14 protein-coding genes are annotated in these 16284 nt (G+C 62.6%); 7 read left to right on the plus strand and 7 right to left on the minus strand.

What is annotated here, in order from left to right:
• The 3 genes from thrC to ABJF10_RS07035 form a co-directional block, all read left to right on the plus strand.
• Positions 1 to 791 (plus strand): threonine synthase (gene thrC, locus ABJF10_RS07025; protein WP_348543823.1); only part of this gene is annotated, 791 nt, incomplete at its 5' end.
• Positions 792 to 912: 121 nt separating this feature from the next.
• Positions 913 to 1185, plus strand: coding sequence for a ubiquitin-like small modifier protein 1 (locus tag ABJF10_RS07030; RefSeq protein ID WP_348543824.1), 273 nt, complete (start codon positions 913 to 915; stop codon positions 1183 to 1185).
• A 113-nt stretch (positions 1186 to 1298) separates the two neighbouring features.
• Positions 1299 to 1544, plus strand: coding sequence for an NIL domain-containing protein (locus ABJF10_RS07035; RefSeq protein WP_348543825.1), 246 nt, complete (start codon positions 1299 to 1301; stop codon positions 1542 to 1544).
• 158 nt (positions 1545 to 1702) lie between these two features.
• Here the strand turns inward: ABJF10_RS07035 and ABJF10_RS07040 are convergent, their stop codons facing one another.
• Positions 1703 to 4255 (minus strand): transglycosylase domain-containing protein, encoded by a 2553-nt coding sequence (locus ABJF10_RS07040; protein WP_348543826.1) that lies wholly within the window; start codon positions 4253 to 4255, stop codon positions 1703 to 1705.
• 81 nt (positions 4256 to 4336) lie between these two features.
• On the opposite strand from ABJF10_RS07040, the gene ABJF10_RS07045 reads away from it, so the two are divergent.
• Positions 4337 to 5473: an SAM-dependent methyltransferase gene (locus tag ABJF10_RS07045; RefSeq protein WP_348543827.1), complete on the plus strand. Its 1137-nt coding sequence runs from the start codon at positions 4337 to 4339 to the stop codon at positions 5471 to 5473.
• 288 nt (positions 5474 to 5761) lie between these two features.
• Here the strand turns inward: ABJF10_RS07045 and bioF are convergent, their stop codons facing one another.
• The 5 genes from bioF to lgt form a co-directional block, all read right to left on the minus strand.
• Positions 5762 to 6934 carry an 8-amino-7-oxononanoate synthase gene (bioF, locus tag ABJF10_RS07050; protein ID WP_348543828.1) on the minus strand — a complete coding sequence of 391 codons (1173 nt, stop codon included), beginning with the start codon at positions 6932 to 6934 and terminating at the stop codon, positions 5762 to 5764.
• A gap of 46 nt (positions 6935 to 6980) precedes the next feature.
• Positions 6981 to 7865 carry a D-alanyl-D-alanine carboxypeptidase family protein gene (locus ABJF10_RS07055; protein ID WP_348543829.1) on the minus strand — a complete coding sequence of 295 codons (885 nt, stop codon included), beginning with the start codon at positions 7863 to 7865 and terminating at the stop codon, positions 6981 to 6983.
• A gap of 62 nt (positions 7866 to 7927) precedes the next feature.
• Positions 7928 to 8698 (minus strand): tetratricopeptide repeat protein, encoded by a 771-nt coding sequence (locus tag ABJF10_RS07060; protein ID WP_348543830.1) that lies wholly within the window; start codon positions 8696 to 8698, stop codon positions 7928 to 7930.
• A gap of 2 nt (positions 8699 to 8700) precedes the next feature.
• The gene (gene proC, locus ABJF10_RS07065) at positions 8701 to 9504 is read right to left on the minus strand and encodes a pyrroline-5-carboxylate reductase (protein ID WP_348543831.1); all 804 of its coding nucleotides are present in this window, start codon (positions 9502 to 9504) and stop codon (positions 8701 to 8703) included.
• Between the two features lie 44 nt (positions 9505 to 9548).
• On the minus strand, positions 9549 to 10562 hold the full coding sequence (lgt, locus tag ABJF10_RS07070; RefSeq protein ID WP_348543832.1) for a prolipoprotein diacylglyceryl transferase: 1014 nt from the start codon (positions 10560 to 10562) through the stop codon (positions 9549 to 9551).
• Between the two features lie 112 nt (positions 10563 to 10674).
• Between lgt and ABJF10_RS07075 the strand changes: the two genes are divergently transcribed.
• Genes ABJF10_RS07075 through ABJF10_RS07085 form a run of 3 tightly spaced genes read left to right on the plus strand, consistent with a single transcriptional unit; the run spans position 10675 to position 15391 of the window.
• Entirely contained in the window at positions 10675 to 13284 is a 2610-nt protein-coding gene (locus ABJF10_RS07075) for a PAS domain S-box protein (RefSeq protein WP_348543833.1), read from the plus strand.
• Entirely contained in the window at positions 13281 to 13664 is a 384-nt protein-coding gene (locus ABJF10_RS07080) for a response regulator (protein ID WP_348543834.1), read from the plus strand. Before ABJF10_RS07075 ends, ABJF10_RS07080 begins: the two co-directional genes overlap by 4 nt.
• Positions 13661 to 15391, plus strand: a complete 1731-nt coding sequence (locus ABJF10_RS07085; protein WP_348543835.1) for a response regulator — start codon at positions 13661 to 13663, stop codon at positions 15389 to 15391. The genes ABJF10_RS07080 and ABJF10_RS07085 overlap by 4 nt, the downstream gene beginning before the upstream one ends.
• Here ABJF10_RS07085 and ABJF10_RS07090 read toward each other — a convergent pair.
• A complete protein-coding gene (locus ABJF10_RS07090; RefSeq protein WP_348543836.1) occupies positions 15342 to 16247 on the minus strand; it encodes a rhomboid family intramembrane serine protease in 906 nt (301 codons plus the stop codon). The two genes, ABJF10_RS07085 and ABJF10_RS07090, sit on opposite strands and share 50 nt — an antisense overlap.
• Positions 16248 to 16284: the final 37 nt, after the last annotated feature.

Genomic DNA, 16284 nt, shown 5'->3' on the forward strand with positions numbered 1-16284 from the left:
ACGTGCTCATTCCCGCCGATCTCGAGCAGGGCAAGGTGCTCGGCTCGCTCGTCTACGGCACGAATGTCATCGGCATCCATGGCGCTTACGATCAGGTCAACCGCCTGTGCTCCGAGATCGCCGGCAAATACGGCTGGGGTTTCGTGAACGTGAACCTGCGTCCGTATTACGCCGAAGGTTCAAAGACCATGGGCTTTGAGATTTGCGACCAGCTCGACTGGCGCATCCCGCGCCACACCGTGGTGCCCATGGCCAGCGGCTCGTTGCTCACCAAGATCCACAAGTCCTACAACGAGTTCATCCGGGTCGGCCTCGTGGATTCCACCCCCTTCTCCGTGCACGGCGCCCAGGCGACCGGTTGCGCGCCGATCTCGCACGCCATGAAGCGCGGGACGGATATCGTCAAGCCCGTGCCGAATCCGCAAACCATCGTGAAGTCGCTGGCCATCGGCACACCCGCCGACGGTTACTATGCCATCCACGCGATGCGCGAGACGGGCGGCTCTTGCGAAGACGCCACCGACGAGGAAGTCGTCGAGGGCATCAAGATGCTGGCGGAATACGCCGGAATCTTCTCCGAGACCGCCGGCGGCGTCACCGTCGCCGCCGCGAGAAAGCTCATCGAAGCCGGCAAGATCCCGCACGACGAAGAAGTGGTCCTGTGCATCACCGGCCACGGCCTCAAGACGCAGGAAGCCGTCACCGGAAAATGCGGCGAACCGCGCCTGATCAAGCCAAGCCTTCGCGAATTCGAAGAGCAAATCTACAACAAGGACATCGTCACCGCGTAATCCCATTAACCAGTGCTTAGTGCTCAGTGCTTAGTTCTCAGTAGAACAACCGCCCTTCGCCACTGCGCACTAAGAACTAAGAACTAAGAACTAAGAACTAAGAACTAAGAACTCCCATCCCATGCCATCCGTCCGCATCCCTACCCCACTCCGCAAGCTCACCAACGAGCTTGAGGTCGTCCAGGCCGCCGGCGCCAATATCGGCGAAGTCATCAACAGCCTCGATCAAGCCTTCCCCGGCTTGCGCGAGCGCATCGTCGACGACGCCGGCAACGTCCGCCGTTTCGTGAACATCTTCGTCAACGACGAAGACATTCGCTTCCTCGAGGAGAAAGCCACCGTCGTCAAAGAGCAGGACGAGATCAGCATCGTCCCCGCCATTGCGGGCGGATAGCACGCCAGTTGATAGTTGATGGTGGATAGTTGATAGCCGCGCTCACTTCGAGCACAACTTTCGGCACACCAGAGACGGCTATCTACTATCCTCTTTAAACTATCCCCTTCCCTATGAAAGAGACCCAACGCCTCTGGCTCATGTTCCCGACCAAGCTCGTCACCCGGCCTGTCTTGTGGGAGCTCGGCAAAACTTTTGAAGTGGTCACCAACGTGCGCCAGGCGAGCGTGACCGACGAAATCGGTATCGTGTCGCTTTCGCTCGAGGGCGAGCGCGAAGAAAATAAGAAGGCCATCGCCTGGCTGGAAAAGCTGGGCGTGAAAGTCGAGCCGGTCGAAATCAATACGATCGAGGGTTGATTTTTGGCGGCGGCTTCCCTCCTCGCGTGTCATTCTGAGCGGAGTGTAACGCAGTCGAAGAACCCCGTCGCACAACCAGCAATGTCGATGGTAGAGCGACGGGGTTCTTCGACTTCGCTCAGGATGACACGCGAGGAGGACCCGCTTTCCGGGTAGTATTAAAAATCGAGCGGCGGGATGGGCGGGGGCTTGATCGTCGTGTCGAGCAGGGTCTGCTCCTGCATCGGCTGCACCGGTTCGGCGCGGCGCACTTCGATCTCTTGCGGGGCGGTGCCCGGGGCCGGCGCACCCGTCACGATCGCGCTGCTGTTCACCGGAGCGGTCTGGCCGTTGAGGCTGCTCATGGCGACGGCGTTGTTCACCGATTGGATGGAATTGTAAGGATCAAATCCGATCACCGTTGGCGCTTTCAAGGTCACCACCTGCACAGCGGAGACGTCGACCGCCAGCGCGGCGCGCGGCCATTCCTCACCCGGGATGACTTTCACAAAACTCCGGTTCGCCCCGCCGTTGTGGACTTCGCAGCCGACCTTCGGCGCCTGCTCCTCGGTCGCGATCTCGAAGAAGGTGGTGCGGCGCTGGACCTTTTCGCCGGTCTCCTTGTTCTCCACGGTCTCGAAACACTTGTCCGTGGCGAGCTGGCCGGAGGCCGAGCACAGTTCCACTTTGATGATCCCCTTGGGCTGGACGAATTCCTTCGGACGATACGTGGCGAACGTGGACTTCATCACCTCGGCCCAGACGGGCAGCGCGATCTCATTGCTGAACGCCCCGCGATAAATCGTCGACGGCTTGTCGAAGCCCGCCCACACGCCGCACGTGACCGCGCTGGAGTAGCCGAGGAACCAGGCATCGGTAAAATTGTAGGCCGTGCCGGTCTTGCCCCCGAGCGGGAATTTCTTCAGGCCCAGCTCGGTGAACGTCTTGTCCGCGGTGCCGCGCTCGAGCACATCGGCGAGGCAGGTATGAATCTCGTAGGCCGTCGTGTCCTTGATCACCCGCACCTTGCCCGGCTTGGCCTGGAACACCACGTTGCCGGCCTGGTCTTCGATCTTCCGGATAATGAATGTTCTTTCCGGGCGCGTGCCGCCATCGGGGAAGATCGTATTCGCCAGGGTCATTTCCATGAGCGTGACTTCGCTGCTCCCCAGATACGTCGCCGGGAAGGGACGGAGAGGACTGTCGATGCCCGCCGCCTTCGCCAGCGGCATGAGGTGATCGAGACCGGTCATCATGCCCAGGCGGACGGTCGCGGCGTTCTTCGATTTCACGAGTGCGTCGCGGGCGGAGATCGATCCCTCGTATTTGTTGTCCACGCGCTCCGGGCCCCATTCGCCGAGGATGCCAGTGACGCCGCCGATCATGACCTGCCGGTTATCGATGACCGTATCCTGCAGGATCGTGCCCGGGCCGAAGCCCCGCTCAAACGCCGCCGCATACACCAGTGGCTTGAAAGCGGTGCCTGGCGGGCGACGCGAAGCGAGTGCGCGATTGAACGAACTGTGGCCAAAATCGCGCCCGCCGACCAGCGTGAGGATGCCACCGGTGGCATTGTCGAGCACCACCACCGCGCCCTGCAAATAGGCCGGTGGCGGCAGGATGTTGCCTTCCACCTCGTTGCCCGACAGCCGTTGATGCGCGCGAAAATCGTTGTCGTACTTGCTGAAGGTCTGGTGATCGAAGCCTTCATGGCGCTCGACCACATCGAGCTGCTCGCGCAGCGCTTTCTCGGCCTTGCGCTGCAGCTCGCCATCGATGGTGGTGTAAATGCGGTAGCCGTCGCTGATCGCCGCGTCGCGTCCGTACTGGGCGATGACCTGCTGGGCGACGAGATCGAGCGCGTAGGATTCCTGGTGAACCGACCGGCGGTTCTTGACGATCAGATCCTGCGACATGGTCGCGGTGTATTCCTCCTTGCTGATCTGCTGGAGTTCCAGCATGCGCCCGAGCACGAAATTGCGCTGATCCATGCAGGCCTTGCGATTGCGCCAGGGCGAAAGTTTGTTCGGGCTCTTGAGCAAGCCGGCGAGCGTGGCCGCCTCGGAGAGATTCAAATCCTTGGCGTGCTTGGCGAAGTACCCGCGCGACGCCGCTTCCGCACCGTAAAAGCCGTCACCGAAAAAGACGCGATTGAGATAGAGCTCGAGGATCTTCGGCTTGGAGAAACGATGCTCGATTTCCTTGGCCACGAAGATCTCCAGCAGCTTGCGCTTGTATCCGCGGTCCTCGCTCGGCAACTCGATCGGGAAGGAATTGCGCGCCAACTGCTGGGTGAGCGTGCTCGCTCCCTGCCGGGTGCGCCCCGCCTGGTAGTTGCGAATCGCCGCGCGCGCGATGCCGTAGTAGTCCACGCCGGTGTGCTGGTAAAAGCGGTTGTCCTCCGCCGCGACCACGGACTTGTAGAGCCACGGCGAAAGTTGGTCCGCCGACACCTGGTCGCGGTTCTGGATGAAGATGCGCCCGAGGGCCTGGCCGTTGCGGTCGAAGATGATGCTCGCCGACTCCATGTCCTCGAGCTTGTTGTAATCAAACGCCGCCGCCTTCTTCCGCCAGCGGTCTCTTTCGATCAGCAGGAAGACGCCCCCGATCACCGCGACTGCGGCGAAGAAAGTGGACACCGAGAGGAACCAGGTGCGGCGATAAAATGGAGGTTTGTAACGGGGCAAATCCCACATGGGCTGACGGGTGCCGAAGGCGGCGCAGTAAGTCACACGAAAAGAAGGGCCGTGCAACGTGCAAATTACTTTCCGGCCCACACTGGCCTTTCGCCGGGCTTCGGGTAAATCGGGGGGGTGAGTCCCCTCGAACAACAACTCTCCTCCGAGATCGCGCAACGCGGCTCGATTTCGTTCCGGGATTTCATGGCACGGGCACTCTACGATCCCGGGCATGGCTACTATGGCGCGGGCAAGGCGCGCGTCGGACGTGGCGGCGATTTCTTCACGAATGTCAGTGTCGGTCCGCTGTTTGGGCGCCTGCTGGCCCGGCAGTTTGTGGAAATGTGGCGGCGGCTGGGAGAACCGGCGGAATTCGTTTTGGTCGAGCAAGGAGCGCATCGCGGCGATTGCGCGGCCGACGTCCTCACGGCTCTGCGGGAATTCGACCCCGCCTGCTTCGCCGCGACGACCTTCTGGCTGGTCGAACCGCTGGCCCAATTGCGGCAAATTCAAGGCGAACGGCTCCGCGATTTCGGATCGGAAAAAGTCCGTTGGGCCGAGGCCTTAACGGACCTGCCTCCCTTTCGCGGAGTGCACTACTCGAATGAGCTCGTCGACGCCTTTCCCGTTCACCGCGTCTCTTGGCGCGGCGACCGCTGGATGGAACGGTGCGTGGATTTTCAGGAGGGCCGCTTCGTTTTCGTCGATGCCGAAATCTCTTCGGAGACACTACGCGCTCATCTCACGAGCCTTCCTCCTGTTCCGACAGATTACGAAACGGAAGTGAACCTGGCGGTGGCTCCGTGGCTCGCGGAGGTCGAATCCCGGCTGCAAGCCGGGTTCATCCTCGCCATCGATTACGGCTATCCGCGGGAAGAATACTACCGCCCGGAGCGCACCACCGGAACGCTCTCCGCCTACGCGGCCCATCAACGCGAGCCCGATCCTCTCCTCCGCCCCGGTGAAATCGACCTCACCGCCCACGTCGATTTCACCACGCTCGCCGAGACCGCCGCGCCGCTTGGCCTGCAACTCACGGGATTCACCGATCAGCATCATTTCATGGTCGGCCTGAGTCGCCTGCACTTCCCAGACGACCAGGCCCTCAGCGCCGCGAGCCAGAAAGAACTGCGGGCCTTCAAAACGCTCATGCACCCCGGGCTCATGGGCCGGAGTTTTCATGCGATCTGCCTAGCCAAAGGCACGGGCGACCCCGCTCTCACCGGCTTTCAATTCGGCGGCGATCCCCGCCGAAAACTTCTCCCCGCCTAGTGCTCACGACTATTTTGAGACACGCAGAGTAAATTTTCCGCAATGGAGCCAATGGACCCAATGGAGCGATGCACATTTTTCGCCGAGTCATGGCACACTTCCCTGCATGAACTCCGACGATTTTTCACTCCGCCCACCACGGCCAGGTCACCCCTTCCACCGGCCATCCGAAAGGATTCCGTTCAGGCGCCCCGGCGAGGAAAAAGAGGCCGATTTAAGGTGCCTTAAGCCCTCTTAAGCCGATTTAAGGTGCGAGATTTTTTAAACCAAGCCTCAGCCAACCGAACGCTACTGCCCCAAAAAATTTCGCAATTGCTCGCAGAGCCCACTGATCTGCTTGGGGGTGTGCTTGGCGGAAATGGTCACGCGCAGGCGGGCGGCGTCGCGGGCCACGGTGGGATAGCGGATCGCCGGCACGAAATAGCCGCGGTCGGCGAGCACGCGCGCGCTTTCCATCGCCGCCTCGGCGCTGCCGATGATGATGGGAATGATCGCGCTCTGGAGCTTGCGCTCGGCGGTGAACAGCATCGGCATTTCCGAGGCAAAATGTGCGAGGTTGCGGCGGAGGACCTGGCGTCGATTCTCGCCCGCTGGCGTGAGCATGAAATCGATGGCCGCGAGGGCGGCGGCCGCGAGAGCGGGCGGCGGCGCGGTCGAAAAAATGAAGCTGCGCGCCCGATTGATGAGCAGATCGATCAAGCGCCGCGAGCCACAGACATAGCCTCCGCTCACGCCCAGCGCCTTGCTCAGCGTGCCCATCTGGACATCCACTTCAGCCGCGACGCCCAGTTGATCGGCCAGGCCCCGGCCATTGAGGCCGATCACGCCCACCGCGTGTGCCTCATCGAGCATCAGCATGGCGCCGTGCCGGCGCTTGATGTCCACGATCTCGGGTAGCCTCGCCCAGTCACCATCCATGCTAAAGACCGATTCCGTGACGATCAGCACCCGCGCTTCCGGGTGGTTTTCCCCGGCCCACTGGAGATGGCTCTCGAGCTTGCCGAGATGGTTGTGCGGGAAGATGCGGATATTCGCTCCACTCATCCGTGCGCCATCGATGAGGCTGGCGTGGCAAAGCTTGTCGAGAATGATGACGTCGTCCTTGTGCATCAGCGCACCGATCGTGCCGACGGCCGTCGCGTAGCCGCTGGAAAAGGCCAGCGCCGCCTCGGTGCGCTTGAATTCCGCGAGGCGTTCCTCCAGCCGCATGTGCGGTGAAAGCGTGCCGCAAATCAGCCGCGAGGCGCCGGCGCCCACGCCGTATTCGTCAATGGCCTGTTTCGCCGCGGTGCGCAGCAAGGGCTCGGTCGCCAGCCCGAGATAATCGTTCGACGAGAAATTGATCAGCTTCTTGCCCGCGAACTCCAGCGACGGCTGCTGGGGTGAATCGACCTCGCGCAACTGCCGGAGCAGCGCGTGGGCGCGCAGTTCGGCGAGTTCGGAGTCGATGCTTTGGGCCATGGTCGAAGGAAGCGTTTAGTGCTCGATACTCCGCACCCAGCTCTTCCTAGGATGACAACCCAAAGGCGAGCAGCTTGTAAGAATCGATCCAGATATTCTTGCTGTCGCCGAGCACCACGGCGATCACCTCGCGGCCATTGTGCGAGGCACTGGAAATAAGGCAGTGGCCCGCCGCCTCGGTGTAACCGGTCTTCATGCCGTTGCAGAGCGGGTAGTTTTTCAGGACGCGATTGGTGGTCTCGAAGACGCGCACGCGGCCATCGTTGTAATGCCAGGTCACGGATTTCTGGCAGACGAAGCCGCGCAGAATGGCATTCTTGTAGGCCGCCAGCGCAACCTGCGCCATATCCCGCGCCGTGGAATACTGGCCGGGCGCAGGCAGGCCGTTCGGGTTCACGAAGTTCGAGTTGCGCATGCCGAGCTGGGCGGCCTTCGCATTCATCCGCGCAGCGAAGCCCTCGATGCTGCCGGCATTGTCCCGGGCGAGGGCGCGCGCCACATCGTTCATGCTGTGAACGAGGAGGACGTTGATGAAATCGTAGCGCGAGTAGACCTCGCCCGGCTTGATGTAAAGCATCGTCGGCTCAGCCCACGTGTCGCTGGCCTCCACGCGCACCTTGCGGTCCAGGTCGCCAGCTTCCGCCACGATCAGCGACGTGAGCAGCTTCTGGGTGCTGGCCACGGGCCGATGCTGGTCGGCGTTCAGTTCGTAGATGACTTTGCCGGTCCGGGCATCGAGCAGAATCGCCGAGCCGGCGGTGATGGCCGGGGCGCTGCTGCCATCCGCGGCCGGAAACGCCTCGGGAATATCGCGTTTCGAGGACGAAGCGCTGTCGGACGGCGTAGACTTCTTCTTCGTCGCCGCCGGGGCCGCCGGAACGAGCGTGAGAAGCAGAAGGGTGAGAACAAATAGCGAGGCGAAACGCTTCATGGCGTGCGCTACTAAAAGAATCCGCGGGCTTTCCGCAAGTCGCGATACGTGGTTTCTACGGCTTACGGCTGGGGCGGGGTGAGGCTTTTCTCCACGTCCGGGTCGGGAGCGGCGCCGAGTTCGAGGGCGCGCTGGTAGTGGCGGCGGGCCAGTTCGACCGCGGGTGGATTCCGCTGGAGATAAAAGACGGCGAGATTGAAATGTGCCTCGGCATAGCTCGGGTCGATCTGGATGGCCTTCCGCATCTCGTCCTCCGCGCCCGAATACCAGCCTTTCTGCCCGATGGTGACGCCGAGGTACTGGTGGGCCGTGGCATTTTTCGGATCGAGCACGGCGGCTTGGGCGAGCGAAGCCAGCGCATTGTCGTAGCGAGCGCGATCGTACTGCACGATGCCGAGGATCAGCCAGCCGAGGCTGGCGTCCGGCGCGAGGTGCACGGCGCTTTGCAGGCGCTTCTCCGCTGCCTCCAGGTTCTTCGAGCGAAATTCCACCAGCCCGAGATTGATCATCGTGGGCACGTTGTCGGGCACACTCTCGAGGACCTTCAGAAAGTCCTGCCGCGCCGCGCCGAGATCACCCTTGGCCATGGCGGCGATGGCGCGCTTGGAAATTTTCTGGGCCTCATCAGAGACTTTCTTCTGCCCCGGCACATTCAATTCCGGGGAAGGAACGAGTTCGAATTTCGGACTCGCCGGCACGGCAACCGGCGGCGCAACCGGCTCGGCCTTGGGGATCGAGGGGGTGGGCACAGCCGCCCGTGGGGTCGCGGCCGGCGCTGCCCTCAAATGCGCGGCGGCGGCCACCAGCCAAAGCAAAACGGCAAGATGGCGCATGCTTACTTGGCGGCCCCGAGTTCGCGCGCCCGCTCGGTAGCGGCGCGGACGGCGCTGAGGAAAGCCGAGCGCACGGCGGACGCTTCCAGGGCCTCGAGGCCAGCAATGGTGGTGCCGCCCGGACTCGTGACTTCGTCGCGCAAGGCCGCGGGATGGCGCCCGGTTTGGACGACCATTTCCGCCGCACCGGCGACGGTTTGGGCGGCGAGTTTCAACGACAGATCCCGGGGCAATCCCATGAGGACACCGGCATCGGCCATCGCCTCGATGACCAGATAGACGTAAGCGGGCCCGCTGCCACTGAGGCCGGTCACCACGTCGAGCAGATCTTCCTTCACTCGCACAATCAAGCCGACCGCGCCGAAAAGCTTTTCCGTGAGCGTCGCATCCTCCGCGGTCGCCGTCTTGCCCAGCGCGTAGGCCGCCGCGCCACGGTGAATCAGCGACGGGGTATTGGGCATCACCCGCACGATGCGCACCTTCGATCCTGCCGCTTCCTGGAGCGCCGCGATCGGCAGACCGGCGACGATCGAAATGATCAGCTTTCCCTTCGTCGCATCACGCAGCGCGCGCAGGGCGTCGAGCGCATCCACCGGCTTCACGCACAGCACGAGCGCGCCGGCTTGCGCCGCAAGCTTATCGTTCGTCGGCACAGCCGTCGCTTGCACCAAGGCGGCCAGCTTTTCCGCCACGCTGGGCACCGCGTCGCAGACCAGGATGTCTTCGCGCGGAAAGGCACGCGAACTGACCGCGCCTTGCACGAGCGCGGTCGCCATTTTTCCTGATCCGACAAAACCGAGTTTCATGAGGACATACCTCTAATGCAGACCGCTCCGTTGGGAAGCGGATTTTATGCTTCCGGCGGCAGCAAGGCGCGTTCGTATTCCTTTGTCTGATAGCCCCAGGCGATGAAGGCCGCACCGATGAAGACAAGGAAGATCGACAGGAACTGGCCGGCGGAAAGCGCCCCCATACTCCACGCGGGATCCGGCACACGGAAGATTTCGCCGATGATCCGCAACACTGCGTAGAAGATAAAAAAAGCGCCCGTGATGACCCCGCGCGGGACGCGGCAGCGCGTGCGCAAAATCCAGAGGATCGAAAAGAGAACGACGCCCTCGAGCAATGCTTCATAAATCTGGGATGGATGGCGTGGCGTGAGCACGTGGCGCAGGGGCTCGATCAATTCGGAATGTCGCGGGATCGCGTCGGCCACATTCTCGCGCCAGTGATCGTCCAGCACTACGACGTCCCCGAAGGGCTCGACGGCCTTGGCAGCGTGGGCGAGGAAGTCCGGAGGCAATGTCGCCGGGTCCTCCAGAAGCTCCTTCGGAAACTGCACCGCCCACGAAACGGTGGCTGGTCTGCCAAATAACTCGCCATTGATGAAATTCGCCATGCGCACGAGAAACAAGCCTACTGGCGCGACCACCACCAGCGAGTCCCCAATGCTCGTCCACGAGACGCGATGCGCCTTCGACCAATAGAGCGTGAAGAGCACGAGGCCGATGATCCCGCCGTGGCTGGCCATCCCTCCCTTCCACACTTGGATCGGCCAATACCACGGATCCTGAGCGTGCGACTGCTGGAGCCCATAGAAAAGAATCCAGCCCAGCCGCCCCCCGATCATCACTCCGAAAACCGCCGCCCAAGTAATGAAGTCCGAGACCTGCGCAGCCGGCAGATCGGTATACTTGTGTTCCGCCAGCCAGCGGTAGAGCCAGCCACCGAGGACAAAGGACAGCACATAGGCCAGCCCGTACCAATGCAGGCCCATCCCATTGGGGAGACGAACGATGAAGGGGCTGAGATCGTGAAAATAGTAAGCGAGCACCGCGCGCTTTTGCCACACCCAGCGCCACAAACAACCGTGTTCTTCATCCCACGTGCTTGCCGCCGGAAAACAGACCGTGCACCTTGGGACGATGATTGGTCGATGCGTGCTCTGTGGCCCCTTCCCGGGCTCGGGGCCTTTCGTGGCCGCATCGCTTCTGGCGCAGGCGGACGACGGGACGCCGAACCTCTCCCTGATGGCGTTCGCCGTCATGGGCCTGCTCGTCGCCGCCGTCGTGATTCTCAGTTCGTGGCGGTGGCGCCGCGATTGGGCCCGCACCCGCATCCGCGAGCAGTGGCTGGCCACCATGTTGCGCAGCATCGACGATGGCGTGATCGCCACGGATGCCGCCGGCCGCGTGACCTTCATGAATCACGTCGCCCAGAAACTCACCGGCTGGAAAGAGGACGAGGCCATACAGACGCCGCTCGTGAAAGTCTTCCAGACCCTCGATCGCCAGGCACGGCAGCCGACCGAAAATCCCATCGACCTCGTGGTGCGCGAGGGCCGGACGACCACCGCCCTCGAACCGGTGCTGCTCGTCGCCCGCGATGGCGCGGAGCGTTCCGTGCTCAGCAAGGCCGCCCCGATTCGCGGCGCGGGCGACAAGGTCACCGGGGTCGTCTTCGTCTTCCACGATGTCACGCAGCGTGAGCTGGGGGAATCCGCGCTGCGCGCCAGCCAGGAAATGTTCCGGCTCATCACCGACCACATTTCCGATCTCATCGCCGTCCTCGATCTCGAGGGCCGCCGCCTCTACACGAGCGAATCCCACGCCCAGTTTCTCGCGCCCACGCGGGAATTGTATCTCACCTCGATCTTCGAGGAGATTCATCCCGATGATCGCGAAGGCATTCGCAGCCTCTTCACGGAGATCGTCTTCACGGGCGCGGGTCACCGCGCGGAGTTTCGGCTCATCGGGCGGAACGAAGAGGTGTTCAACATCGAGTCGGTCATCACCGTCATCCGCGACAAAGAAGGGAAGGCGGAAAAGGTGTTGATGGTTTCGCGCGACATCAGCGACCGCCGGCGCGCGGAGGAGCGGGTGCGCAGCGAAATGGAATTCAGCAACACGCTCATCAACTCGATGCCGGGTATCTTTTACCTCTACGATGCCCGGCGGAAAATCCTGCGCTGGAACAAAAACCTCGAGAGAGTGACTGGTTACACCTCGCAGGAAATCGACACGCTCGATCCCCTCACCTACTTCCCCGACGACGAAAAGCCGGTCGTCCACGAACGGATGCTCCATTGTTTCACTACGGGCTCGGCGGACATCGGGGTCAACCTCCTGGCCAAGGACGGGCGGCGCACGCCCTTCTACGTCACGGGCTTCCGCCTCGAGGTCGACGGCCACCCCTGCATGCTCGGCATCGGCATCAATATCAGCGCCCGCCTGGCGGCGGAGGAAGCGCTGCGGGCCACCATGCTGCGGCTGACCCGGCAAAACGTCGCGCTCGGTGAAAAGGCGCGCAACGCCGGCTCGCTCGGCGCGCACCTGGGCGATTCGCTGCGCACGATCACCGAACTGGCCGCGCAGACGCTCGATGTTTCCCGGGCCAGCATTTGGTTTTACAACGACGACCAAACGAAGATGCGCTGCGCCGATTTGTTTGAGAGCGACCGGGGGCAGCATTCCAGCGGCGTCGAACTTGCGGCGGCGGATTTTCCCGCCTATTTCCAGGCGCTGGCCGAAGAGCGCGCCATCGCCGCGGATGACGCTTCGACCGATCCGCGCACCTGCGAATTCGACGCGACTTATCTGCGTCCGCTCAATATCGGCGCGATGCTCGACGCGCCGATTCGCGGCAGCGGCCGCATGGTGGGAGTCATTTGTCACGAGCACACCGGCCAGCCGCGTAGCTGGCAGCCCGATGAAGAAAGCTTTGCCGGCTCGATGGCCGACCTCGTGGCCCTGAGCCTCGAAGTGGAGCAACGCCGGCAAGCGGAGACCGCCCTGCGCGAGACTCTCGACAACCTCGAGCACAAGGTCACCGAGCGCACCCGCGATCTCGCCGCCGCCAACGCGCGATTGAAGGAACTCGATCATCTCAAGTCCGAGTTTCTCGCCACGATGAGCCACGAGCTGCGCACCCCGCTCAACTCAATCATCGGTTTCACGGGCATCCTGCGCCAGGGCCTCGCCGGGCCGATGAACGACGAGCAGAAAAAACAGCTCGGCATGGTGCATTCCTCCGCCCGCCATTTACTCGGCTTGATCAACGACCTGCTCGATCTGTCCCGCATCGAATCCGGCAAGATGGAGCTGTTTGTCGAAGACTTCGCCGTGGCCGATCTGGTGAACGAGATCGCCCAAATCCTCGCTCCCCAAGTCGAGCAAAAGAAGCTGCACCTCGAGACAGCGATCGATCAACCCGCGCTCCGGATGCGCGCCGATCGGAAAAAGTGCTTTCAGATTCTTCTCAACCTGGCCAACAACGCGGTCAAATTCACCGATGTAGGCCGCGTGGTCCTCAAGGTCTCCTCGGACCCCACCAACGTGACTTTTCTGGTCCAAGACACCGGAATCGGCATCAAAACCGACAACCTGACCCATCTTTTTGAGGCTTTCCGGCAGGTAGATGGCTCTGCCCGGCGTGTTTACGAAGGCACCGGACTTGGCTTGTATTTGTCGAAACAACTGGCCAGAATGCTGGGCGGCCACATCAGCGTGGAGAGCGAGTTCGGAGTCGGCTCGCGTTTTACGCTGGCGCTGCCGCAATACCCGTCCCCAGCGAATCACCATCCATGAGCGCGAAGATTCTTCTCGCCGAGGATAACGCTACCAATCGTTATCTGGAGACTTTCTTGCTGGAGAAGGCCGGCTTCACCGTGATTCATGCCGTCAATGGTGCCGAGGCCCTGCGCCTCGCGCTTTCCGACCGGCCCGACCTCGTCCTCATGGACCTCCAGATGCCGGAGATGGATGGCTATGAATCCGCGCAGCGAATCCATGCCGAACCCCTGTTGGCTGGCATGCCAATTGTTGCAGTAACCAGTTTCGCCATGACCAGAGACCGCGAAAAAGCGCTCCAATTGGGCTTCGCCGGCTACATCGAGAAACCGATTCAGCCGCTCACCTTCGTCGCGGAAATTTCCCAGTTTCTCACCGGAAAGGCCGCCTCTACATGAAAATCCTCAGCGTCGATGACAAGTCGGAGAACCTCTACATGCTCGAAGCGTTGCTGCGCGGCTACGGGCACGAGGTGGATTCCGCCAGCGATGGCCATCGCGCACTCCAGCTCACCGGCTGCGGACGCTACGACCTCATCATCTCCGATATTCTCATGCCGCGGATGGATGGCTTCCAGCTTTGCCGGGAAATGAAAAAAGACCCGAGCCTGCGCGATATCCCCTTTGTCTTTTACACCGCCACCTACACCGACCCGCGCGACGCCGCCTTTGCGTTGAGCCTCGGCGCGGACCGGTTCCTCGTCAAACCCCTCGAGCCTGACTTGTTCATCAAGACGATCATGGAGGTCGTGGAGCAAAAGACCGGGACCGCGCCGGCCACGGCGATCGAGCAGTCCGGCGAAGACGAGGCGATCTATCTCAAGGAATACAACGCGCGATTGATCACCAAGCTGGAGAAAAAGATGCTCGACCTCGAGGCGGCGAATCGCGCCTTGATCGACGACATCGAGGAGCGCGAGCGTTCCGCCCGCGAACGTCTCCGGCTCGAGGACAAGCTGCGGCAGGCGCAAAAAATGGAGGCCATCGGCACGCTGGCCGGCGGCATCGCCCACGATTTCAATAACATCCTCGCCGGCATCATCGGCTTCGCCGAACTCGGCCTGCACGAGGTCTCGAATCCTCTTTCCGCCGACCAGCATTTTCGCGAGATCCTGCGGGCCGGGCAGCGCGCCCGCGATCTCGTCCGGCAGATCCTCGCCTTCAGCCGCCAGCGCGAGCAAGATCGCCAGCCGCTGGAACTCGGCGAGACCTTGCAGGAAGCGCTCAAGCTGCTGCGCGCCACCATTCCGGTTTCCATCGAGATCGTTTCCAAGATCGAGGAGAAGACACCGACCGTGCTCGCCGACAGCACACAGGTGCACCAGATCGTCACGAATATCGTCACCAACGCCTGGCACGCCATCGGCCAAAAGCGGGGCACGATCACTGTCCAGCTCAGCACCTTCCAGGTGGACGAGGATTTTGCGCACGCCAATCCCGATCTGCGGCCGGGGCGCTATGTGCGCCTGAGCATCAGCGACAATGGCACCGGCATTCCCGCAGAAATCCTGGGACGCATCTTCGAGCCCTTCTTCACCACCAAGGGTCCCGACGAAGGAACCGGCCTCGGCCTTTCCGTCGTGCACGGCCTGATGAAGTCGTTCGACGGCTCGATCACCGTCTACAGCAATGCGGGCGAGGGCACGACGCTCAACCTGTATTTTCCCGCGCTGGAGTTTGGAGCAACCGCGTCGAAGCCCGAGGAAGTAGCCGAGCCGCGCGGACACGGCGAGCGCGTCCTGTTCGTCGATGATGAGGCCGTGCTCACCATGCTCGGCGGGCGTTTCCTCGCGCGCCTCGGCTATGTGGCGGTCACGCAGACCGATCCGCGGGCGGCCCTGGCGCTGTTCAAAGACCAGGATTTCGACCTGGTCATCACCGACCTCACCATGCCGCACATCAGCGGCATCGAATTCGCCCGTTGCCTGTGGGAAATACGCCCCCAGGCCCGGGTGCTGCTCACCACGGGCTACAGTGCCACGCTCGACCAGAAGCGCGCCTGCGATCTCGGCTTCTGCGATCTGTTGCTCAAGCCGTACACCGTGCACGGTCTGGGTGACGCCTTGCAACGCGTGCTCAGCCCCGCCGAGCCAGCAACCAGCACAAAGCGAGCAGCCCGAGCGTAGCCACGCCCGCCACGCGTTGCGCGCCTGCGGGCAGACGCTCTTTCGCGCGCAGCGCCACCGCCCCCACCCCCTCGGCAATCCCGACGGCAAAGCCCCAGCCGTGCGCCATGTAGTCGATGCTTTTTCCCTCGTCACCGACCCCGAGATAGGCCAGCAGCCCCAGCCCCGCGCCGATCGGCAGGATCAATTGCCACGCATTCCGCTGGCGCGGCTCGCTCCACCGCGCGAACAGCTCCGCGCCGACGAGAATCCCGAGCGCGCCGAAGCACGCCGTGGACGCCCCGATGGAATCATGATGCTCACCGCGATAGCCCCACGCGTTGAGCGCGTTGCCCAGCGCCCCGCTGAGCAGGATCGCCAGCCACGCCAGCCCGGCGCCCAGGCGCGGAATCACAAACGCGGCGAAGAGCAATCCGGTCGCGAGATTCGCCGCGATATGCCCCAGGTCCGCATGCAGCGTCAGCGCCGTGACGGTTCGCCACCACCCACCGTGGAGGATCGCACCACTTTCCGCGCTCCCCTGCTCCAGCCACCGCTCACCGGCCAATTGCTGCACGAGATAAAAAGTGCTCAACACCCAGCCCGCGAGGTAGAGCGAAAAGGTCGGGATCTTCTCCGGCAGCAACGTCCGGACCGGGGGATGCTCCTTCTCTTCGCTCTCAAACGCCGCCAATTCTCCTCGCACCTTTTCCAGCGAGTCTTCCTCAACGAACAGCACCCACGCTCCGCTCTCCCGCTTGATCCAGTAGGGCAATTCCAGCGCCGCCACCACCAACCCGCGCTCGCGAGCCGCGGGCAGCCGCCGATAGCGCCCTGCTTCGACCAGAGTCTGATCGGATTCAGGCAGCTCACTCATACGTGGATGCGTGCTCGCCGGACAAAGTGTGAAATAG

The sequence above is a fragment of the Chthoniobacter sp. genome, assembly GCF_040003245.1.
Lineage (GTDB): Bacteria > Verrucomicrobiota > Verrucomicrobiia > Chthoniobacterales > Chthoniobacteraceae > Chthoniobacter.